Source organism: Paenibacillus sp. ISL-20 (assembly GCF_018613005.1).
In the GTDB taxonomy this organism is placed as follows: domain Bacteria; phylum Bacillota; class Bacilli; order Paenibacillales; family Paenibacillaceae; genus Paenibacillus_AQ.
Map to the genome: position 1 here is coordinate 1 of NZ_JAGGRD010000019.1, position 21,263 is coordinate 21,263.

21 protein-coding genes, 1 pseudogene and 1 other annotated feature are annotated in these 21,263 nt (G+C 50.9%); of the genes and pseudogenes, 10 read left to right on the plus strand and 12 right to left on the minus strand.

The features are described from left to right. The first annotated feature begins 72 nt into the window (after window positions 1–72). Window positions 73–2,025, plus strand: coding sequence for an ABC-F family ATP-binding cassette domain-containing protein (locus J7E85_RS11055; protein WP_215157747.1), 1,953 nt, complete (start codon window positions 73–75; stop codon window positions 2,023–2,025). Between the two features lie 476 nt (window positions 2,026–2,501). On the opposite strand, the gene J7E85_RS11060 is transcribed toward J7E85_RS11055, so the two are convergent. Then, window positions 2,502–4,025: a 2-isopropylmalate synthase gene (locus J7E85_RS11060; protein WP_215157749.1), complete on the minus strand. Its 1,524-nt coding sequence runs from the start codon at window positions 4,023–4,025 to the stop codon at window positions 2,502–2,504. A gap of 26 nt (window positions 4,026–4,051) precedes the next feature. Between J7E85_RS11060 and J7E85_RS34560 the strand changes: the two genes are divergently transcribed. After that, the gene (locus J7E85_RS34560) at window positions 4,052–4,180 is read left to right on the plus strand and encodes a hypothetical protein (RefSeq protein ID WP_285228811.1); all 129 of its coding nucleotides are present in this window, start codon (window positions 4,052–4,054) and stop codon (window positions 4,178–4,180) included. Further along, window positions 4,179–4,514 (minus strand) — a binding site (T-box leader). It overlaps the preceding gene by 2 nt. Before the next feature lie 449 nt (window positions 4,515–4,963). On the opposite strand, the gene tsaD is transcribed toward J7E85_RS34560, so the two are convergent. From tsaD to tsaE, 4 genes are read right to left on the minus strand one after another with little or no spacing between them, the layout of a single operon-like run. Beyond that, window positions 4,964–6,013 (minus strand): tRNA (adenosine(37)-N6)-threonylcarbamoyltransferase complex transferase subunit TsaD, encoded by a 1,050-nt coding sequence (gene tsaD / locus J7E85_RS11065; RefSeq protein WP_215157751.1) that lies wholly within the window; start codon window positions 6,011–6,013, stop codon window positions 4,964–4,966. After that, entirely contained in the window at window positions 6,010–6,534 is a 525-nt protein-coding gene (gene rimI / locus J7E85_RS11070) for a ribosomal protein S18-alanine N-acetyltransferase (protein WP_215157753.1), read from the minus strand. Before rimI ends, tsaD begins: the two co-directional genes overlap by 4 nt. 19 nt (window positions 6,535–6,553) lie before the next feature. After that, window positions 6,554–7,345 (minus strand): tRNA (adenosine(37)-N6)-threonylcarbamoyltransferase complex dimerization subunit type 1 TsaB, encoded by a 792-nt coding sequence (gene tsaB / locus J7E85_RS11075; RefSeq protein ID WP_215157755.1) that lies wholly within the window; start codon window positions 7,343–7,345, stop codon window positions 6,554–6,556. Continuing rightward, on the minus strand, window positions 7,332–7,802 hold the full coding sequence (gene tsaE / locus J7E85_RS11080) for a tRNA (adenosine(37)-N6)-threonylcarbamoyltransferase complex ATPase subunit type 1 TsaE (protein WP_215157763.1): 471 nt from the start codon (window positions 7,800–7,802) through the stop codon (window positions 7,332–7,334). Before tsaE ends, tsaB begins: the two co-directional genes overlap by 14 nt. Window positions 7,803–8,062: 260 nt before the next feature. Here tsaE and J7E85_RS11085 point away from each other — a divergent pair. Continuing rightward, window positions 8,063–9,244, plus strand: a pseudogene (locus tag J7E85_RS11085) (epoxide hydrolase family protein). Window positions 9,245–9,360: 116 nt separating this feature from the next. On the opposite strand, the gene J7E85_RS11090 reads toward J7E85_RS11085, so the two are convergent. Together J7E85_RS11090 and J7E85_RS11095 are read right to left on the minus strand one after the other, a co-directional pair. Next, window positions 9,361–9,543, minus strand: a complete 183-nt coding sequence (locus J7E85_RS11090; protein ID WP_076324721.1) for an H-type small acid-soluble spore protein — start codon at window positions 9,541–9,543, stop codon at window positions 9,361–9,363. Window positions 9,544–9,547: 4 nt separating this feature from the next. Continuing rightward, the gene (locus tag J7E85_RS11095; protein ID WP_215157765.1) at window positions 9,548–9,835 is read right to left on the minus strand and encodes a hypothetical protein; all 288 of its coding nucleotides are present in this window, start codon (window positions 9,833–9,835) and stop codon (window positions 9,548–9,550) included. A 185-nt stretch (window positions 9,836–10,020) separates the two neighbouring features. Between J7E85_RS11095 and ku the strand changes: the two genes are divergently transcribed. Genes ku through ligD form a run of 3 tightly spaced genes read left to right on the plus strand, consistent with a single transcriptional unit; the run spans window position 10,021 to window position 12,784 of the window. Further along, entirely contained in the window at window positions 10,021–10,950 is a 930-nt protein-coding gene (ku, locus tag J7E85_RS11100) for a non-homologous end joining protein Ku (protein WP_215157767.1), read from the plus strand. A gap of 5 nt (window positions 10,951–10,955) precedes the next feature. Continuing rightward, window positions 10,956–11,861: an ATP-dependent DNA ligase gene (locus J7E85_RS11105; RefSeq protein ID WP_215157769.1), complete on the plus strand. Its 906-nt coding sequence runs from the start codon at window positions 10,956–10,958 to the stop codon at window positions 11,859–11,861. A gap of 5 nt (window positions 11,862–11,866) precedes the next feature. Continuing rightward, window positions 11,867–12,784, plus strand: coding sequence for a non-homologous end-joining DNA ligase (ligD, locus tag J7E85_RS11110; protein ID WP_215157772.1), 918 nt, complete (start codon window positions 11,867–11,869; stop codon window positions 12,782–12,784). Here the strand turns inward: ligD and J7E85_RS11115 are convergent. Further along, a complete protein-coding gene (locus J7E85_RS11115) occupies window positions 12,767–13,858 on the minus strand; it encodes an SPL family radical SAM protein (protein ID WP_215157774.1) in 1,092 nt (363 codons plus the stop codon). The two genes, ligD and J7E85_RS11115, sit on opposite strands and share 18 nt — an antisense overlap. A gap of 158 nt (window positions 13,859–14,016) precedes the next feature. Between J7E85_RS11115 and J7E85_RS11120 the strand changes: the two genes are divergently transcribed. Both J7E85_RS11120 and J7E85_RS11125 read left to right on the plus strand, forming a co-directional pair. Beyond that, window positions 14,017–14,172: a hypothetical protein gene (locus J7E85_RS11120; protein WP_251035649.1), complete on the plus strand. Its 156-nt coding sequence runs from the start codon at window positions 14,017–14,019 to the stop codon at window positions 14,170–14,172. A gap of 49 nt (window positions 14,173–14,221) precedes the next feature. After that, entirely contained in the window at window positions 14,222–15,115 is an 894-nt protein-coding gene (locus tag J7E85_RS11125; protein ID WP_215157776.1) for a serine hydrolase domain-containing protein, read from the plus strand. A 62-nt stretch (window positions 15,116–15,177) separates the two neighbouring features. On the opposite strand, the gene J7E85_RS11130 is transcribed toward J7E85_RS11125, so the two are convergent. Next, complete coding sequence (locus tag J7E85_RS11130; protein WP_215157778.1) at window positions 15,178–16,095, minus strand: YitT family protein; 918 nt, start codon at window positions 16,093–16,095, stop codon at window positions 15,178–15,180. Window positions 16,096–16,261: 166 nt separating this feature from the next. After that, window positions 16,262–17,692, minus strand: a complete 1,431-nt coding sequence (gene cls, locus J7E85_RS11135) for a cardiolipin synthase (RefSeq protein WP_215157780.1) — start codon at window positions 17,690–17,692, stop codon at window positions 16,262–16,264. A gap of 238 nt (window positions 17,693–17,930) precedes the next feature. On the opposite strand from cls, the gene J7E85_RS11140 reads away from it, so the two are divergent. Next, window positions 17,931–18,902, plus strand: coding sequence for a M23 family metallopeptidase (locus tag J7E85_RS11140; RefSeq protein ID WP_215157782.1), 972 nt, complete (start codon window positions 17,931–17,933; stop codon window positions 18,900–18,902). Window positions 18,903–18,935: 33 nt separating this feature from the next. Then, window positions 18,936–19,355, plus strand: a complete 420-nt coding sequence (locus tag J7E85_RS11145; RefSeq protein ID WP_215157791.1) for a bactofilin family protein — start codon at window positions 18,936–18,938, stop codon at window positions 19,353–19,355. 135 nt (window positions 19,356–19,490) lie between these two features. Here J7E85_RS11145 and J7E85_RS11150 read toward each other — a convergent pair whose 3' ends face one another. Both J7E85_RS11150 and J7E85_RS11155 read right to left on the minus strand, forming a co-directional pair. Beyond that, a complete protein-coding gene (locus J7E85_RS11150) occupies window positions 19,491–20,267 on the minus strand; it encodes an ABC transporter permease (RefSeq protein WP_215157793.1) in 777 nt (258 codons plus the stop codon). Further along, the gene (locus tag J7E85_RS11155) at window positions 20,257–21,174 is read right to left on the minus strand and encodes an ABC transporter ATP-binding protein (protein WP_215157795.1); all 918 of its coding nucleotides are present in this window, start codon (window positions 21,172–21,174) and stop codon (window positions 20,257–20,259) included. The genes J7E85_RS11150 and J7E85_RS11155 overlap by 11 nt, the downstream gene beginning before the upstream one ends. Window positions 21,175–21,263 lie beyond the last annotated feature (89 nt).

The window sequence follows — 21,263 nt, forward strand, 5'->3', positions numbered from 1 at the left end:
CGTCGGTAGAGGTTTTTCTTATAATGAAGAATTAATCGAACAAACATATAGAATGATGGAGGTTCACATAACATGCTGCTGCAAGCCAATGGCATTACGAAATTATACGGAGTTACGCCCGTGCTGGACGGGATCAGTCTACAGGTGCTTGAACGCGAAAGAATCGGCCTTGTCGGAGTCAATGGAGCCGGGAAATCGACCCTGCTCAAAATTTTGGCTGGCGAGATGTCTTATGATGGCGGACAAATCTTCAAAGCTAAGGAAACGACCGTCGGTTATCTTGCCCAGAACAGCGGACTTCAGTCCGATTCGTCGATATGGAACGAGATGCTGGATGTATTCACTCCCCTTCTGGAGATGGAGCGCGAGCTGCGTCAGATGGAGGAACAAATTGCCGACCCGAAGTCAAGCGAGGATCCAAAGAAATACCAGGAGCTTCTGGATCGTTATGCGATCCGTTCGGACTGGTTCAAGGATCAGGGCGGTTATGAGATCGAAACACGTATCCGCAGCGTCCTTCACGGCATGGGATTTGGTAGCTTTTCGCCAGACACCTCCATTGCCACATTAAGCGGCGGGCAGAAGACAAGGCTGGCCCTTGCAAAAATATTGCTGCAGGCACCCGACCTGCTCATGCTGGATGAACCGACGAACCATCTGGATATCGCGACCCTCACCTGGCTGGAGGATTATCTGCGCGGCTATTCCGGTTCATTGCTTGTCGTTTCCCACGACCGCTATTTCCTGGATCGTCTCGTGACGACCATCGTTGAAATCGAACGCCGTCACTCCAAAAAATATACGGGCAACTACAGCCGGTATATTGAGCTGAAGGCAGCGGAATACGAATCCCAGCTGAAGCAATACGAGAAGCAGCAGGATGAGATCTCCCGCATGGAGACCTTCATCCAGCGAAATCTGGTCCGGGCCTCTACGACCAAGCGCGCACAGAGCCGTCGCAAAGCGCTGGATAAAATGGAACGGATGGACAAACCGCTGGGGGATCTGAAAAAAGCGCATTTTTCTTTTGAAGCCGAGTATATGTCAGGTAAAGACGTGCTTCATGTGCGGGATCTGTCGCTTGCGTTCGAGCAGGACAAGCCACTGTTCCGACAGGTTTCCTTTGATCTCAGCCGCGGAGAAACCGTAGCTTTGATCGGTCCCAACGGGGTTGGCAAATCGACGCTCCTTAAATGCCTGATCGGTACATTGAAGCCATCGGCGGGATCGCTTCAATGGGGGACAAAAGTGAAGATCGGCTACTACGATCAAGAGCAATCCGAGCTTAATCCGAGCAATACCGTTCTGGAAGAGCTATGGAGCACCTATCCTCATATGGAGGAATCCCGCATCCGCACCGTTCTGGGCAACTTCCTCTTCAGCGGCGAAGATGTGCTCAAGAAGATCAGTTCCTTAAGCGGCGGGGAAAAGGCACGCGTCTCACTTGCCAAGCTGATGCTCCTGGAAGCCAACATGCTCATCTTGGACGAGCCGACGAACCATCTGGACTTATTTGCAAAAGAGGTTCTGGAATCGGCACTAATAGATTACGAAGGCACTTTATTGTTCATATCCCATGACCGTTACTTCCTTAACAAAATGGCCGAGCGCATCATCGAGCTTCATCCGGACGGCATTCAACATTTCCTGGGTAATTATGACGACTATACGGAGAAAAAGCAGGAAATTCTCGATATGAATGACGAACCTTCCGAGCCGTTTGCTCGTCACACCCTGAAACAGGAAGGGAAAGCTGAAGCTACCGTCGAGAAACAGGGGGCCGTTTCTTTTGAAGCCGAGAAGCAAGCAAAGCGGGAGGAACGAAACCGTCAGCGCAAGCTCACAAGTCTGGAAGAGCAAATTCATGATTTGGAATCGGACATTTCCAAACTCGAGACCGAGATGACGCTGCCGGAGATCTATCAGGATTATATGGCACTCCAAGAACGCCAGCAGTCGTTAGAGGAGAAAAAGAGTCAGCTTGAGCAAATTTTTGCCGAATGGGAGTCATTGCTGGAAGCTTAAAAAAAATTCACAAAAGTGTTTCAAATGGAGTTTTGCATTTATGCACAAACTTATCCCCAATAATGGTGCATAAGTTTACCATGAAAATGGCCGAAATGGCCATTTTTTTGTTGTTATTCGCGCATCTTCGGTCCTGTATCCAACTTTATCCACTAAGTTATTCACATTATCCACAGTTTCCACCGAAGAAATTGAAAATCCTGTCCCCTCTTTTCAGCATCTTGCAAAAGACCGATTTATCGACATTTTTCTCGCTTATGCACATTTTTCGGCGAATATGTGGATAACGTTGTTCACAACTTGACAGAATTATATGTCTTATATAATAGCCTTCTATATAGACTTACCACTTGTTATTAGCCAGTTATATTGAGCTAGATCTTGAAAAAAGCGACCTTCCTCAGTGCAATTCGGAAGGTCGCTTGTGTCAAATTATCGAAGTGGAGACGCTAAGGTTCCCTGCTCAGCTTCCTCGCCTAGACCGACATCAACGCCGAGTTGCATGCAGCAACGTATGCCAGACCTGCGGCCATAACGATATCCTGGTGCACGGCCGTGCCGCGGAAGATCTTGCCGGCCTTCTCAACCGTGACCGCCGCTTCGGCATGCGCATCTTCGCCGCTACTTAACGAATGAAGTTCCAGATCGCCAAAGCGGATGGCACTGCTAATTCCTTGGCTGATCGCCGAAATAACGGCTTGCACCGGACCGTCCGCCACGCTGGAGTAGGTTGTTTCCGTTTGCTCGCTCAGATGACGCAGCGTGACAGCCGCAACCCGGCTGCTGCCCGTTCCCGAAATGACCTGCGCCTCGGTCAGCTCATATACTTGGGCCGGTTTGCCTAGTGTGCTGCTCACCATCTGCAGCAGCTGATCATCGCTGACCACCTTCAGGCAGTCAGCCGTCTCCTTGAAGGTATCGTACAAGGACTCCATTTCGGATGCATCGAGCTGGACACCGTACCTGGCAAGACGATCCTTAAGCGCATGACGACCGGAATGCTTGCCCAGCACGATCATGCTCCGCGGAATCCCCAGCTTTTCCGGGTCCATAATCTCGTAGGTGCTTCGATCCTTCAGCAGACCGTCCTGGTGGATGCCTGATTCATGCTGGAAGGCGTTCCGACCGACCACAGGCTTATTAAAGGCAATTGGAAAATGCATCGCACCGCTAACGAGACGGGATACTTCATACAGCTTCTCGGCCGTAATACCCGTCTCCGCCCGCAGGATGTCACCCCGGGTAGATAGAACCATGACCAGCTCCTCCAGTGCGCAGTTGCCTGTACGTTCGCCCACCCCATTCACGGTAACCTCGATTTGGCTGGCACCGTTTTCAATCGCAGCCAGGCTGTTGGCCACAGCCAGACCGAGATCATTGTGGCAATGGGCGCTGTAGGCAACCGTCTTTCCGCCACGGGCGCCTTCCCGCACGCGTCGGAACATCTGACCATATTCATTCGGAAGCGCATATCCAACCGTATCGGGCAGATTGATAATCGTTGCGCCCTCTTCAATGACGGCCTCCACCATCTCAATCAGGTCATCAATGCTGGTGCGCGAGGCATCCATCGCCGTAAATTCCACCACGTCGCTGAACTGCTTCGCATAAGCTGTCATCTCACGTGCCCTTGCTACCACATCCGGTCGGCTCATGCGCAGCTGGTGGCGAAGATGGATGTCGGAAGACGAAATAAACAGATGAATTCGCCTTCTGGCCGCGTCTTGGGTGGCCTTGACGGCAGCATCGATATCTCCTTTCACAGCACGTGCGAATCCGCATATCTCCACCTGCTGCAGCTGTCTCGAGATGTCTTGTACAGCGGCAAACTCCCCGGGGCTAGACACCGGGAACCCTGGCTCCATTACGTCAACGCCCAGCTCCGCCAGCTTTCCGGCCAGCACAATCTTCTGCTCAGGGTGCAGGCTTGCTCCCGGTGCCTGTTCCCCGTCCCGCAATGTGGTATCGAATATTTGGATGGTTCTCATGGATTCACTCATTTTTGTATACTCTCCTTGGTTATGGTATGACCCGATTTCCTACGGGCTTGTTGTCCCATCTGCTCGATATGTTCGCTTTACGTCCGCACGTCGACTTGCGTCCGCATCCCACCCTGCTGCTGCCGGCAGCAAAAAAGCCCGCCATCTCTTCATAAAAGAGACGACGGGCTAACACCCTCCGTGGTACCACTCTAATTGACGCGCCTCGTTCGCAGCTGTTCTGCCGCGACATATACACGTCCACTCACGTCCATGATCTCCTCATACCGGCTGGACATGAAGAGAATGGACATCCTGATGACGGAGGAAACTCCGTAAGAGAGTACGGCTGCATTCATCGTCATTGGTCTGTCTTGCTCCATTCCCGATGCGTGCTGTTCCCCTCTTCCGCTCCCGGGCGAGATTCAAAGCTTGCTGCCGCTGCGTTACACCAAACCCGTAGCTCTCTGTAGACAGCTCTCTTTTACTGCTCCCGTTCATCGCGTTTATACGATATGCTGTTATGCCTACTGCTGCTTGATCAAAGCATTAGCAGCCTAATAAGCATGCAAAAAAGCCTGCCATCTCTTATTCAAGAGACGACAGGCTATCCTATCGCGGTACCACTCTTGTTGACTCTAAGCTCCCGGGTTCATGCTGTTCCCGGACTTTAAAGCCCCCTCCATCGCCAAATCACAAATGATTTGTACGCAGCCTTTCTCACGGAGGCCATCCCGTAACAAGGTCAAACTCCGCAATCAATCCATGCCTGATCGGCATTTCATTGCGCAAGGTTCCCCTGCTCCGCTCCCAGGTGAGTTCAGGCCCTCTCGTCTGCGTTGCACCGTCCCGCAGCTCTCTTTATCCAAGGTTCACCTTACTGGTCCTGTTCTTTGCGTTTCAACATTCTGGAATTTGATCAAGATTATACGTCCTATATAGAGACGTGTCAAGACGCTTTAGCTTAGTGACTGCGCCCAAAGTTCCAGCGACATTTGCGGGTCGGCCTTCATATCGAGCGACGTAAAGCTCCCCTGCTTCCATTTCAGATGCGCCGCGGCGGCAATCATCGCTCCGTTATCGGTACAATACTGAAATGGCGGGATCGTCAGCAATATCCCTTCCTGCTCGCAACGTTCAGCCAATGTTTTACGGAGCCCGCGATTAGCGGCAACGCCACCGCACAGCAGCAACTGCTTGGCATCATATGTTCTGACCGCGCGAACCGCCTTTTCCACGAGCACTTCAACCACCGATTCCTGGAAACCCCGGGCTATCGCTTCCGTCCGGACTTCCTCTCCACGCATTTTGCTCTGATTGACGACATTTAATACAGCCGATTTCAGACCGCTGAAGCTGAAGTCGTAGGAATCCGGCTCCAGCCATACACGGGGAAGCTCCACAACCTCTTCGGCCTCCAATGCCATACGGTCGACATGCGGGCCCCCGGGATACGGGAAGCCAAGCGCTCTGGCCACTTTGTCGTACGCTTCGCCAACTGCATCATCGCGCGTCCTGCCGATCAACTCAAAGTTGCCTTCGTCTTTCATGTAGACCAGCTCGGTGTGACCGCCGGAAACAACCAGTGCCATACAAGGGTAAGCGATATCGCCCACAAAGCGGTTGGCATAAATATGACCCGCAATATGATGCGTACCGATTAGCGGCTTACCAAGTGCAAACGCCAGGCTTTTAGCAGCCATAACGCCAACGAGTAGCGCTCCGACCAGACCGGGCCCCTGCGTTACGGCGATCGCCGACAAATCCTTCATTTCAATGCCAGCCTCAGCTACGGCTTGTTCAATAATTAGCGTGATGCTCTCCACATGCTTGCGGGAAGCCACCTCGGGGACAACCCCGCCAAAAGCTTTATGTGTTTCGATCTGGCTGGCAATGACGCTGGACAAAACCTCATAGCCATCCTTTACAACGGCAACCGAGGTTTCATCGCAGCTCGTTTCTATCGCCAATATGCAGCTGTGCTGCCGGTCCACTCTTTCTTCATTCATGATAGCCTTTGACTTCCTTCCTCGCCATCGTCCTCCCGATATGGGGGCAAATCTGCCCACATGATGAGTGCGTCTTCCTGGTTATCGGAATAATACCCCTTCCGGACACCGGCTGGTTTAAACCCTTTTTTGGTATATAAGTGCTGGGCGACGTGATTGGAAACCCGAACTTCCAGCGTCATTTTCTCCATTCCCATATAAGCAGCGGTCTTCATCAGTTCCGTAAGCAGTCGATCGCCCCACTTGCGTCCGCGGTACTGCTCCAGCAGCGCAATATTCGTAACGTGTGCTTCATCAACGATCGTCCACATGCCTGCATATCCAACCGTCTTGCCTTCGTACTCCATAATCATATAACGTGCAAAATGATTCAGTTTCAGCTCATTGTGAAAAGCTTCCTCGGTCCAAGGCACGGTGAACGCTTCGCGCTCCACCACGAGAATCTCCGGAATATCCTCCAGGGTCATCAACCGAAAGGACAAACCGTCTTCACCATCTACCGGCTTCTTCTGCTGATCCATGACGAATCCAACGCTCCCTTCACCGCTTACGCAGCAGGTTCGCTTCCGCTTCGGAAAGCTGTGTATAATTGGGCACCAGTGTATGCACATCATCCGCTTCCCCGGCGAGCAACCTGGCTGCTCCCAAGTACCCCATCCAGCGGCCTTCAAGCGAATACGGATGAATATGCAGCCCGTCTCCAAACCCAGGCTCAAGCCCGCGGGCGGTTTCGGCATGAAGCTCCACTTCCCCAGTAAACCAAAGGCAAACCGGGCGCTCCTCTTCAGGCAGCTTGCTGATCCGTTCCTGCAAGGCCTCCACCCAGGATTGCATTAGGCGAATACCGTCTGCTTCCATACGTATCGGCGCATCCTCTTGACTCTCTGAATCGACAGCGAATAATGCCGTGTACACTTGCCCCCGTCTTGCATCCAGCAGCGGAATGACCCAGTGGAATCCCTTCTTCGGCTCGGCTTGATGCCATCCGGACTTCAAGCCCCCCCATGCCAAGGCATGCAGGCTGGATACCCCGACAACCGGGATGTGATTAGCCCATGCCAATGTTTTGGCAGCCGTTACCGCAATCCGGATCCCCGTATAAGAACCCGGACCTACTCCTACGGCAATGCCGTCCATCTGGTCCATGCCGAGGCCTGCTTCCGCAAGCGCCTGTGCCATCACCGGGTGCAGATGCACCGAGTGGTTGCGGTCCGCATTCGTGTTCACTTCCGACAGCAGCTTGTCCTGCTCCATCACGGATACCGCCAGCGATGCCGTAGACGTATCCAGCGCCAAAAACCGCTGCTGCGGCTTCGTGTCATTGTTGTTCATTCCAGCTACCCCATTTTTCATTCAAATCCCGGCACCACTCGCCATAGGGCTCGCCCTGGCTTGAAAGTGTGATGATCCGGTGAGTTTCGCCTGTCGTTTCAAGCTGGATATGCAGATAACGCTCCGGCAAAAGCTCGGTGATCAGGCTGCTCCACTCCACGAGACAAACCCCTTCGCCAAAAAAATACTCATCCAGCCCGAGCTCATCCGCTTCATCGATCGACAAACGGTACACATCCATATGGTAGAGCGGCAGACGCCCCTCATATTCTTTAATAATCGTAAATGTCGGGCTATTCACAACCCCGTTCACACCAAGGTGCCGTGCAAATTGTTGGGAAAATGCCGTTTTTCCTGCTCCAAGATCTCCGTCCAAGCCGATGACAGTCCCTGGCTTTGCCCTAGCGGCCAGCCAAGCAGCAAGCTGCTCCGTCTCTTCCAGACTGCTTGAACTCATTCGAAACCGGCCCTCCGTACGGCCATTGTTCACTGATAACCCACCCTTTACTTATTTTGCCCATATCTTAAAATACTTGATCTTCATTATATCGGTCCTCCCAAGCCGCTGCAAGAACATGAGTTTCGCTTTTAAGTTTGGGATGAGAAAAGAAACGTCAACCCAGGTATCAAACACTGACACGATGTAGTCAAAGATCAAGCCTTATAGTTAAACCAGAACAAAGATAAACCATGATAAAAACCTTGAGGAGGATGACAATGAATATAACAAACATACCGAACACAGCCCCTTTTTCTGAAACAACTATAACTCCCTTTCACATTCAAATTCCGGAATCGGACCTGATTGATCTTAAGGAACGTTTGGCCCGTACTCGCTGGCCTGATGATCTGGAGGATAACCACTGGGATTATGGCACGCCGCTGTCTTACCTAAAGAAGCTATGAACTTATTGGAAGAATTCATATGACTGGCGTAAATATGAAGCCATGCTGAATGAATTTCCTCAATTCACGACCACCATCGATGGACAAAATATCCACTTCCTGCATGTTCGCTCCCCTGAGCCTGATGCACTGCCTCTAATCGTTACCCATGGCTGGCCAGGATCGATTGTAGAGTTTATACATATGATTGAACCGCTCACCAACCCAGGCAAGTACGGTGGAAATCCGTCCGATGCATTTCATCTCGTGATCCCCTCCCTTCCAGGTTTCGGCTTCTCCAGGCATACAACGGAACGGGGATGGAACATCGAGCGTGTAGCTAGAGCGTGGGATGAATTAATGCGTCGCTTGGGCTATGAACGTTATGGAGCTCAAGGTGGAGATACCGGGTGTTTGGTTTCTACTGAACTTGGCCGGATCGCTGCAGAACGTATCATTGGCGTTCATTGTAATGGTTTGTCGATGTTCCCAACCGGAGATCCTGCTGAAACCGAGAACCTTACGGCTGCAGAGCAGCTGCGCTATGGGGAATTAGCCGGTGGCGGATTTGACGGGTCCGGATATGCCGTCCTTCAAGCAACCAGACCGCAGACACTATCCTACGGCTTAACAGATTCCCCGGTTGGTCAGCTGGCATGGATTGTGGAGAAGTTTAAGGCATGGACAGATCCAACGGCAGATCTCCCTGAGGATGCGGTTGATCTCGATCTCCTTCTTACAAATGTCTCAATCTATTGGCTCACGGCTACAGCAGGCTCATCTGCAAGAATCTATAAAGAAAGCTCCAGTAATTGGGGAGCTCCAGCACCCTATTCCTCGGTGCCCACGGGCGTGGCGGTCTTCCCCAAGGACCTTTCCATTCGGAGCATGGCTCAGCGCCAGTACAACATACTGCATTGGTCAGAATTCGACCGAGGCGGCCATTTCGCCGCATTGGAAGCTCCTGATTTGCTGGCTGATGATATCCGATTATTTTTCAGAGGGATTCGTTAACGACGTAGTCAACACAAACACACCTTATCCGGTTTCCAACGATATAGGACCCGTACAAGGTGTGTTTTTCGTGTTTATTAACCGATTAGACGGAGCTAAAGAGCACCTACAATAAGCTATTCGCCTTCTTTCAGCCGGTCTACGTTCACAGTCAGTGTATTCGTAGGACGGGAACCAACCTGAACGGTGGCCATCCCGTTCTGCTGATCCACATGCTCGATCCACACGGACTCCCCTCCCAGGTTGACCTTGTAAGTATCCTTGGAGTTGAAAATCTCCACGGCTCTCTGTATCTCCATACGTTTAGTCCTCCTTCTCCATATTTCTTGGCGATTCGTCCACGACGTCCATCGTATCGGTTGTGGAAGGGCCGATCAGCCCGTTATCCAGGGTGACATTGCCTCCGCCAAGGCCTTCGTTGATCATCCGGTCAATATCGAACATCGTAGATTCCCGAGAGATCTCGCTCTCCTCCGAAGTTAGGCTGTTCCAATCCACCATCTCCCCGTTCACCGGTTCTGCAGCGGAATGATCCGAGGCTCTGTCCTTCTGTATCTCTTCCGACGTTTCGGTTTCTCTAGGCTCCATCATAACGAAAATTACCTCCTTATACAGGCAGAGTTCATCGTCAATATGCCACAAACGGGTTCTAATTATGCAATCCTGAGCTATAACTCATACTAGAGTCTTTTTTGGGCACACTAATAGTAGTCGTTTATTGCGTTACTACACAGTCATACCCAAACATATTAGAATTTGATAGGAGGTTTCATAGAATGCATACGGTTTGGAAGGGCGCGATCAGCTTTGGTCTGGTGCACGTGCCCGTCAAGATGTTCTCGGCTACGGAAGATAAGGATATTTCGATGCGGTACATTCACAAGGAGTGCGGCAGCCCCCTCTCTTACATCCGCAAATGTCCGGTATGTGAAGAGGAAGTTGCCTGGGAGGAAATTACGAAGGGGTACGAGTATGAGAAGGGGAAATTCGTGCTGTTCGAGAAAGAGGAATTGGAGCAGCTGGCGGAGCAGAACAGCAAAAACATTACCATTCTGGACTTTGTGGATCTGACCGAAATTGACCCGATTTATTTTCAAAAGACATACTATCTCTCGCCGGATCAAGCAGGTGCAAACGCATACCGGCTCTTGCTGGAAGCGATGAAGCAGTCAGGCAAAATCGGCATCGCCAAAATCGCTATTCGCTCGAAGAGCAGTCTGGCCGCGATCCGGGTGCTCGATGAATGCTTGTCGATCGAGACGATTTTCTACCCGGATGAGATCCGGCCGATCTCCCAGGTCCCGAATTTGCCTGAAAGAACCGAGGTCAACTCCAAGGAACTCGATATGGCCAAACTGCTGATTGACCAGCTGTCGACTCCCTTTGACCCTGAGAAATATACGGATGATTATCGGGAACGTCTGCTGGATCTGATCAACAGCAAAGTATCCGGCGAAGAGATCAAGATTGCGCCTGCCCGTCAGGAGACCAACGTTGTCGATCTGATGGCGGCCCTCCAGGCAAGCATCGAAGCGGTAAAGCCAATCGGAACGGATCCTGGCACCAAACCAAAGCCGCGTAAACCAACCCGGAAGACGGCTGCCAAAGAACCGGCTGCCAAGGTGAGCGGCGGGGAAGGCGAGCTTGACACACCGAAGCCGAAGCGCCGGACAACCAAATCCAAGAAATCCGACTCGACATCCTGATCCGTATGGGACAATTGCAGAATCTGCTGCCCAAAGAGCCGATGGCACCGATCTCGACGGATCAGATCACGACGGGTGAGGATTGGGGTTATCAGCTGAAATGGGACGGCGTGCGCATTCTGGCCGGACTTGACCAGAACCGTGTATCGCTATACTCCCGCAAGTTGCTCGATAAAACATCTCTATATCCCGAAGTCGTTCAGGCATTATCCGGACTGCAAGAACGGCGTCTTCTTCTGGATGGCGAGGTTGTCTATTTTCATCCGGAGCTTGGTCGTCCCGTGTTTCAGAAAGTTCTTCAGCGGGAGCGTTCACGTGCGGTCAGCACGAACGCTCCTCTGTTTACTTATGTCCTCTTTGACATTCTGGTGGACGGCGACCAAGACATGCGCAAGCTGCCATATCTTGAACGACACCACCGCCTGAAGGAGATCGTTTCCGACACTCCGGGCCTGCTGACCGCGGATCTGTTTCTTGAAGGCGAGCATTTATGGAGTTGGGCCGAAGAACGGGGATGGGAGGGCATTGTGATGAAGCGCCTCTCCTCTCCTTATCGTGAAGGCAAGAAGCATCGGGATTGGTACAAGAAAAAGATCGCCGTGAACATGACAGCCTCCGCCGTCGCCATGATTATCAGGGAAGGCCGTGTCGCCAGCCTCGTCATTGCCGATGACGACGGTAACTACATTGGCCGGGCTTCCCTGGGGCTTAATGAGCAGACGAAGAAGCGGCTGCTGCAATATGCCGAAAGCCATCGTGCTGATGCGATATGGAGTACGCTCCATACCGACCTGAAGAAAGAACAGCTGGCCTGGCTTAGCCAGCCGCTTTCCGTTCAGGTCACATTTCTTGAATGGAGTCAGGATGGCATGATGCGCCATCCCAAACTCGTATCGATTGAGGGGGTGTAAACCATATGGCTCGTACCGTCAAAGGGACCCTAATGATCGAGGGACAGGAGATTCAAATTACGAATCCCGACAAACCGCTATGGCCGGAAGTCGGCATTACTAAAGCGATGTATCTGCAAAAGCTTGCGGCTATCTCCCCGTTCCTGCTCCGGTACTGCCGGGGCAGACTGCTCACGACCATCCGATATCCGCACGGGGCCGAGGGCGAATCCTTCTATCAGAAAAATGCGCCGGAGCCGCTGCCGTCTTTTGTGCAGACCTATGTGCACGAAAATATTAACTACGTGCTGCTCAACGGACTGCCGGAGCTGCTCTGGCTGGGGAACCTGGCTGCGCTTGAGTTTCATCCTTCACTGCACATAGCAGGCAGCAATCTGCCCTGCGAATGGATGATTGATCTGGATCCAACGCTGCCGGAAGAGCCGCGGATCATGGAAGCGACTTCGATTGTAGGGGACGTGCTGAGCTCCTTGGGCCTGTCCTCCGTCCCGAAAACCTCAGGAGCTACCGGGGTTCAGATCATCGTTCCGATTCCGGAAGGCATTACGTTTGATGAACTTCGCACGGTTGGCCAATTCGTGGGGCAATATGTGACGGAGAAGTTCCCTAAACTGTTCACCATCGAACGACTTAAGAAGAATCGCGGCGATAAAATCTACTTTGATTATCTTCAGCACTACAGCGGAAGGACGCTCGCCGCTCCTTATACCCCACGGGCCCGGCGGCTGGGGACCGTCTCCACGCCGCTCACTTGGGACGAGGTCCGTCAGGATGTTTCTCCCACGGATTTTCATCTGCTGAATATCGAAGAACGGCTAAGAGAGAAGGGCGACCTGCTTCAGACCTTGCCTCCCCAACCGATAGAGAACGTCATCCGACATCTGAAGCCCCAAGGAAAGGGAGCATCAAAAAGGAAAGGATAGCTGCTCAATATCCGGCATAAGCTCCTCCCAGGAGACCGGCACTGCCGGTTGCGGCAGCTTCCTTGGCTGTGCAGGAGCAACCAAGTCCCCCACTGAAAGAAGATGCTCGCGAGCGCCTTCAACCTGCGTCCCGTTCTCTTGAGAAGTCCTGCTTACGATCGTCCCGGACTTGCTCACGGCAGCAGCAGATGCACCCGTGGTCAGTCCGTACAGATCATATTCGTTCAGCAGCCTGGCTGCCATCGACTTGAAGGAACGCACGTAATGCTCTTCAGCATATGCGCCCTGTCCATATAACTCGCGGTACGGTTGAACCACTTCGGGAAACTGGTGTTTAAGTGTTTCGATGTACCATTTCTTCACGTCGCGCGAGAGTCTCAATAACGAGATCATGGCAAAAGAAACGCCCCTTACCTTCCCCTGCAACAAGAGATCTTTCAGCTCTGACTCCTTATCCGTCAAAAAGGGCAGCACAGGCGCCACAAACAAGCCCGTTCTTATGCCTACAGCCGATAATTGGTGGATCGTATCGAGCCTGCCCTCCGGATGGGGCGATGCCGGCTCCAGCTTCCGGATGATGTCCCCATTCAGCGTGTTGAGACTTATGTTGACAGACACATTCTCCATTCGGGTCAATATATCCATATCCCTGAGTACGAGCGGAGAGCGCGTTGTAATGCTTGTGGAGATGCGGTATTTAGCGAGCAGCTTCAGACACTCCCGCGTAATGCCCTCCTTGCTCTCGATCGGTTGGTACGGATCGGTTGCCGTACCGATCGTAACCTGTCCAATATATCTCCGCATCGCTTCAATATCATGATCAAACTTCCTTGCCGCACTCGATAGCTGCTTCTCAAGCGCTTCGGCTGCATTCGACTTCATAAAGATATGGTGCTGAAACTCATCTTCCGCTCCCATGCCGATAAAGGATTGGAAAGCGCGGGCATAACAAAAGCTGCAGCCATGCCCGCATCCGCGGTACGGATTGATGGACCAATCGAAGGGCATCCTCTCTTCCTTCACTCTGTTTAAAGTCTGTTTGGTAGTTATCCGTTCATATAACGTACGAGCCACTCCTCTTCCTCCCCTCTGATCCTTTACTGCTGTATGTTGAACTATTTCATATTTTAACAAACATATGTTCTTATTATAAGTGGGTTTTACTGGATTTACAAATAAAACTCCAGCAACGCTTTGCGGGGTTTTCTGATCAGGAGCTGCAATCGATTTTTTTGAAAATGCAAACCTTTCAGACAGGTCTCTGTGTCATGCTAGCCAATGATTTGTTTACGGAGAGCGTGGATGATGACAGGATGATCCATATGATGGACGAAGCCGCTGAAGATTTCATACGTGCCGCTCGTTTGCGGAAACAGCAGGAGGCATGAATCTGCATAAAGTATGGATAAATTAGGATTTATGGGAGGTATAAGGAGAATGGGAAGAGCCCTTGAGCAGTCGCTCCTGGATGAATGGTTGGCTCAGATCGCCAATAAAAGAAATGTGTTTAGCACGGTTTTGTGCGTCGAGGACCAGAAGCAATCACTCTCCCTTGAGGATTACACCGAAGAAATCACCGTCAAACAGTTAATGTCCAATACGTCAGGCATCCCGGACTATTTTTCCGGAGACGTCTTCTCGGAACTCATCGCCGGGCATGATCAGGCTTGGAGTCTGGACAAAACAATGAATGCAGTCAGACGGCGAAAGCCTAAGTTCAAACCGGGACAGAAGAAAAAAGCTCAATATTCCGACATCAACTATCGGCTGCTTGGGCAGATCATCGAGAATATTAAGGGTGACTCCATTCAGAACGTATTCAAGGAATACATCTTCGACAAACTGAATCTGACACTAACGTATTTCTATCGTAACCCGGAGGATACGACTCCCGTTCCATTCTATTATAAGAAGAAGCGTTTGGACCTTCCTCAGTACATAGCGTCAATCGGAGCGGAAGGCGGCATCGTCTCAACGGCAAGGGAAACGATGACTTTCCTGCGGGCCTTTTTTAACGGGGAGTTGTTTCCGATAGGTGATTTGGAGGAACTCCAAAGAGAATGGAACTTTCTCTGGGCACCTGGCCCCTTTTTCTATGGCACCGGCATTTCAAGACAGCCGCTTTCTCCATTTGGCTTGAGACGAGGACTCATCGGTCATTGGGGTCAATCCGGCGCATTTGCCTTCCATCACCCTGAATCAGGACTTTATTTCACCGGAACCGTTAACCAGGCTGTCGGTCAATCCGCGGCTGCGCAAGCGATGACGAGAATCATCCGTCAATATGGGCGGGAGAAGAAGGCACTACGCTTGCACGCAGATGTCCCTTAAACAAAAAAATGTTCCACCCGTGTTAACTCTTAACACGGGTGGAACATAGGAATATTGGTGTATTAATGAATGGCCTTCTTCTTAAAGCGGCCACCCTTCACATCATGGATATTCCCGATGGCAACAAAAGCCTGGGAATCCCAATCTTCTACGATGGATTTGAGCTTCGCTTCTTCCAGACGGGTAATGACAACAAAGATAACTTTCTTGCTGTCGCCGGAATAAGCGCCCTCTCCCTCCAGATAGGTTACACCGCGCCCAAGACGTTGGGTCAGGGCATCACCGATCTCCTTATGCTTATCACTGATAATCCAAACCGATTTGGATTGATCAATGCCTTCAATTGTAATGTCAATCAGTTTAAACGCCAGGTAATAAGCAATCAGCGAGTACATGGCATGATCCCAACCGAAAATAAATCCTGCGCTGCCAAGAATAAATACGTTAATGAACATCACGATTTCACCGACAGAGAACGGCGTTTTTTTGTTGATCAGAATAGCCACGATTTCCGTTCCGTCCAAGGAGCCGCCGGACCGGATAACAAGACCAACCCCGATTCCGAGTAGAACGCCGCCGAACACGGCCGCAAGCAGCGGGTCAATGGTGATCGGATCAACGGGATGTAGAAAATAAGTTCCAACGGACATGATCACTACGGCGAACAGCGTGGATAATGCAAAGGTTTTCCCGATTTGTTTATATCCCATAAATAAAAATGGAAGGTTGAACAAGGTCAGGAATACACCTAGCGGAACATTGGTGATATGGGAAACCATAATGGATACACCGGTAATTCCCCCGTCAATAATTCTGTTGGGTACCAGAAAGATCTCCAGCCCTACTGCCATCAATATCGCACCGAAAGTTAAGAACACCAGACGACGGAGAAGCTTCAAGGTGGTTGAGCCTGCCTTGGGATTCTCCGGCTTCTGCTGCTCCGCTTTCACTTGCGTAAGAATCTTCACATCACTTGACATAAATCTCCCCCGTTCAACTTATGAAAAATAAGCTAATTTATATTTATAAGTGAAACCCTTATAAATATTCTATCATATAATAAATGCTGGACATAGGACTTTCAGGTTTCTTCCTGAATTTCACCTGCTTTTTCAACACTCTCACATCTGATGTAAGATGTTACACTTATAGTAAGGGTGACAGCATCCTGCATAAAATTTCGGCTGCTTTCTGCCATCTTCCGCGCTGACGAAACCTTTCCGCATCAATCTGCCTGCTCTGTTTGAGATCCTCCTTAAAATCCGCAACCAACTGCTCTATCGGCAGTTGATCAAACAGTACGGCTGTCAGCTCGAAATTACAGAAGAAGCTCCGCATATCCATATTCGCCGTACCGACCGAACCGAGAAGTTCGTCCACAATGAGCACCTTGGCATGGATGAATCCTTTTTCATACTCGTAGAAGGTAACTCCAGCTGCCAGCAGCTCTTCCACGTAGGACAAGCTTGCCATCTTCACAAAACGGGAATCGGCACGATCCGGAATAATAATCCGTACATCCACACCGCTCACCGCTGCCGTCTTCAGCGCCTCATATATCCCTTCATCGGGAATGAAATACGGCGTTGTGATCCATATCCGTTCCTTGGCTACGGAAATCGCCCCGAAGCACATCTCCTGAATGGCATTCCAGCTCAGATCCGGTCCGCTGCTCAAAATTTGCATTTGCTCATTCCCGGTGCATTGATGCTCCGGGAACAGCCCGAAATCCGCAATGCGCTCTCCGGAAGCAAGCTTCCAGTCATGCAGAAACACATTTTGCAGGAAATAGACTGCATCTCCCTTAACTTCCAGATGCGTATCGCGCCAGTAGCCCATTTTCGGATATTCGCCCAGATAGTCGTCCCCGACGTTAATTCCGCCAAGAAAACCGATCGTGCCATCCACTACAACGATTTTACGGTGATTCCGGTAATTGATTCTGCGGCTGAACATCGAAACCATGGCGGGCAGGAAGAAATAGAACTCCACTCCCGATTCCTTAAACCGCTGAATGAACGTTTTCTTGAGTTTATAACTGCCAAGCCCGTCACAAACCAGACGTACCTTGACGCCTTCCTTCGCCTTTCGAATCATGACATCCTGAAACTTCGTGCCGATCCGGTCATGACGAAAGATATAAAACTCCACATGAATATGATCTTTGGCCTGCTCCATCGCGCTCAGCATGGCAGCGTAAGTCTCTTTCCCATCCGTCAACACTCGGCTCTGATTACACCCTGTAATCGGACTCTCCGACAAGTGATTAAGCAGATTGAATAAACGATCATTGTGATGGAATCCGGCATTGTTCATATCTTCCTTGTGCCGAACAACGGCGGCCCGATCCCACAGATGCCCCCTGAGTTCCTGAAACAGTCTGGAGCCCCGCTTGCGAATCTTCAACCGCTTCTGATAGTCCCTCGCCACAAAGAAATAGAGTACAAACCCGATCAATGGGAGGCAAAATAAAATAAACAGCCAGGCCACGGCCTTGGACGAATTCCGAAACTCCAGCAACAGCACTGCAACCATCTGCAAAATAAAAGTAATAAGTGCAACCAGAAGCCATACCATATCGACAGCCTCCTCAGCATGAATAATAGTCGTATTTAGAACCGAATAACTACACTACATCATTGACCAATTCCATACGTATTTATTCAATTACCCAATGACGCACCATACTGAATAAGTTCTCTTATCTAATAATTTTTGACATGTTCTTCGAGAGAATAGAATACATACTAGATAAGGAGCTGGTCAAGTCTAGCGGGTACCATAATTCATAAATGATGTATGGAAGGGAGATGCCATGAAAACCACACACCGTAAACAACGCTTAACCCTGCTGGTACTTCGGGATGCCCAGCATTCAGTCAAGCAGATCCATCTGTCCAAGCCTCTAATGATAGCGGTGCCCGCGGCCGCTATTTTGTCCATCGCCGGACTGATTGTTTCCCTGCAGATCCAGTCGGCCCAAACGATCTCGGGGCTGGAACAGCAGCTGATGCTCAGAAGCCTGGAAGCCTTAAAGATGGAAGTGACGGTCACCGACAAGGAGGAAGCCATTGAACGACTAAACAAAGCTATCATTCAGCTGTCGGGTGAAGCAGAGCAAACGAAGGTCCAGATGGAGCGCGTTCAGCAGCTGGAGCAGGAGCTTCAGCAGTTTATTCAGAAGCACGGCAGCTTGTCAGGACAGACCTCCTCCATCACAGCTGAGGATAAGCAGCATGTCGGAGGTGAATTCATTGCCGTTCATGAGAATGAAATGTTAAGTCTCGCAAGGGAGACCCATGATGATTTCGAGGAGATTCAGCAGTTGATTTCACGTATGGAGCGTCATATTCCGCGTACGCTGGATCAAGCCCAGGAGACCCAAGAGAAACGTGAAGGCACACCCTCACTGTGGCCAACCACCTCTAAACGGCTGACATCGAATTTCGGTTATCGGAGCGATCCTTTTACCGGGCGTTCGGCCTATCATGCCGGCATCGATATTGCCGGTAAAACCGGCGATCCGATCTATGCCGCAGGCGCTGGTGAGGTGACGGCAGCGGAACGCAGCGGAGCCCGGGGGCTTTATATCGTAGTCAAACATCCGAATGGTCTGGAGACCTGGTACATGCATCTGGACAGTCTGGCCGTGTCGGTAGGCGATCATGTCGAGCAAGGTGAATCCATTGGCAAGCTGGGATCCTCCGGGCGAAGCACAGGTCCTCATCTTCATTTCCAGGTCGTCAAAAACAACCAGACGATTGACCCATTGCCTTATCTGCAGTAAGCACCATCCATTCATAATGAGGAGGAATGTAATATGAAAAAGAAAAACAAGAACAAGCGGGCTTCCCAGCGAACAGATACGCTGATTGGACCAGGAAGTGAAGTTGAGGGCGTGCTGCAATGTGAGGAAAATCTACGGATTGACGGGCGCTTTAACGGCTCCATCGAAAGCCAAGGCTGTGTGACCATCGGCGAAGAAGCGATTGCCCGCTCCAATATCTCCGCTCGGGAAGTTATCGTGGCCGGCAAGGTGTATGGCGATGTGACGGCCGAAAACAAACTGACCATCACGCCTACGGGACAGATGTACGGGGATGTTTACGCCGCTTCCCTGATCGTTATGGAAGGCGGACTCCTCAATGGAGCAAGCCGAATGGATCACCAAACCTCCACTCAAGAAGCTGCGGAGTCAAAGGACATCACACTACCGCTTCAGCGCTCGGAAGCAGGTTAACCTGGCGTATGGACGACCACCCGAACCTGGCGGTTTTATATCGATCGGCCCGTTCTTTCAGCCGACATAATCAAAGAGCCCCTTCCCATCCATGTAATTCACACGGGTAGAAGGAGCTCTTTTCATAACCATAAATTAAGCTGCAACGTCTCTCTTCGTAAAGGCCAACCAAGAGATAAGCATGAACAACAAGCAATAAACAACCAGAATCGTGATGGAGAAACCCAGCCCCACTCCTCCCGGTCCGACAGCCGACTGGATATAGCCGCTTAGGTCGATGTGGAGAAAGAGTAAATACTTCGCCCATTCAAACCGCTCCGGATTAAAGATAAAACCGAAAATATCTTTGGTGAACAGGAGCATCAGCGATAATCCAATCGCCAGACCGCCAGAGCGAAACACCGTAGAGAGCATAAACGCAATTAGCGAGATGACCAGCGCCTGGATCGTATCGGTCAGCAGGAGAAGCAGCGAGTTGTTCATCGATGATCCCGCGAATCCGTCCGATAATCCGGTATTGCCGGAAAACAACAGCAGCGAAATAGCGATCCCTACCACGGCCGTAATTCCCGCACAGAGCAGACCGAATAGAATCAGGGAGGTGAATTTGGACAACAGAATCTTCCCTCGGCTCCACGGCCGGATCAGCAGCAATTTGATGGTGCCTCCGGCAAACTCCCCGGCCACGATATCCGCAGCGATAATTACCGTAAATATCGTACTTAGGTAGATGGTGAAACTCTCCGTCCATGTAAATACGGTCCAGACATCCATCGGCGCATTCGTATAGTACAGCATGATAGGCATGGCCGCATTAAACAAGAGGAGAATCGCCAGCATGACCCATGTCCGTACGCGATAGTAAATTTTCATATTCTCATTGGCAACAAGACGGGTAAAGTTATTCAACAACGGATCCCCCTCCCGTCATTTCCAAAAATTGATCCTCTAGCGAACGGGTCACCGGCTGAATGGCATATACGCGTATGCCTGCCCCAACCAATGTCGCGTTAATATCCGCAATCATATTCTCGTCGCCGCGAACAATGATTCGGTGATCGCGGGCTGACGCTTGATATTCCTGGAGCAGCGCTGCCGCTGCATCCGCATCATTGACAGTAAATGCGGTCTCTTCAAACACCCGCTCTCCCTCGGCCGTCCGCAGCTGACGGATATCAATCAGCTTGCCGTGACGTATAATGCCAACGGTATCACACATCAGCTCCATTTCAGACAGCAAATGACTGGAGACGAATACGGTTGTCCCTTCCTCCTGCGTCAACCTGCGCAAATAATCACGCAGTTCCCGAATGCCCTGCGGGTCCAAGCCATTCGTAGGCTCGTCCAGGATCAGAAGTTTCGGCCGGTGCAGCAGTGCCTGTGCCACGCCAAGCCGTTGGCGCATCCCCAGCGAATAAGTCTGCACTTTCTCATGAATCCGATTCCCGAGCCCGACAAGTTCCACGACCTCATCGATACGTTCTTTGGTAATGCCCTGCATCATGCGCGCAAAATGCTTCAGATTGTTATAACCAGACAAAAATTTATACATCTCAGGGTTCTCGACGATCGCCCCAATCTGAGCGGCTGCCTGTTCATAATTCTTCCGTATGCTGTAACCCCCGATGGTAATATCCCCTTGGTTAATGGACATCAGCCCGACCATCATGCGAATGGTCGTTGTCTTGCCTGCTCCGTTCGGCCCAAGAAATCCGAAGATTTGTCCAGGGGGGATATCTAAAGTCACATGATCTACCAAAACCTTGGACGAGATTTTCTTCGTAACCCCGAGCAGTCTTACCAGCGGTTCCTGCTTCATGTAATCTATTCTCCTTTGCCCTTGTATCATATCAATCTCCACAATTATACAATACTAGGGCAAAGGACAAAATTGTTGAAATGCATGAC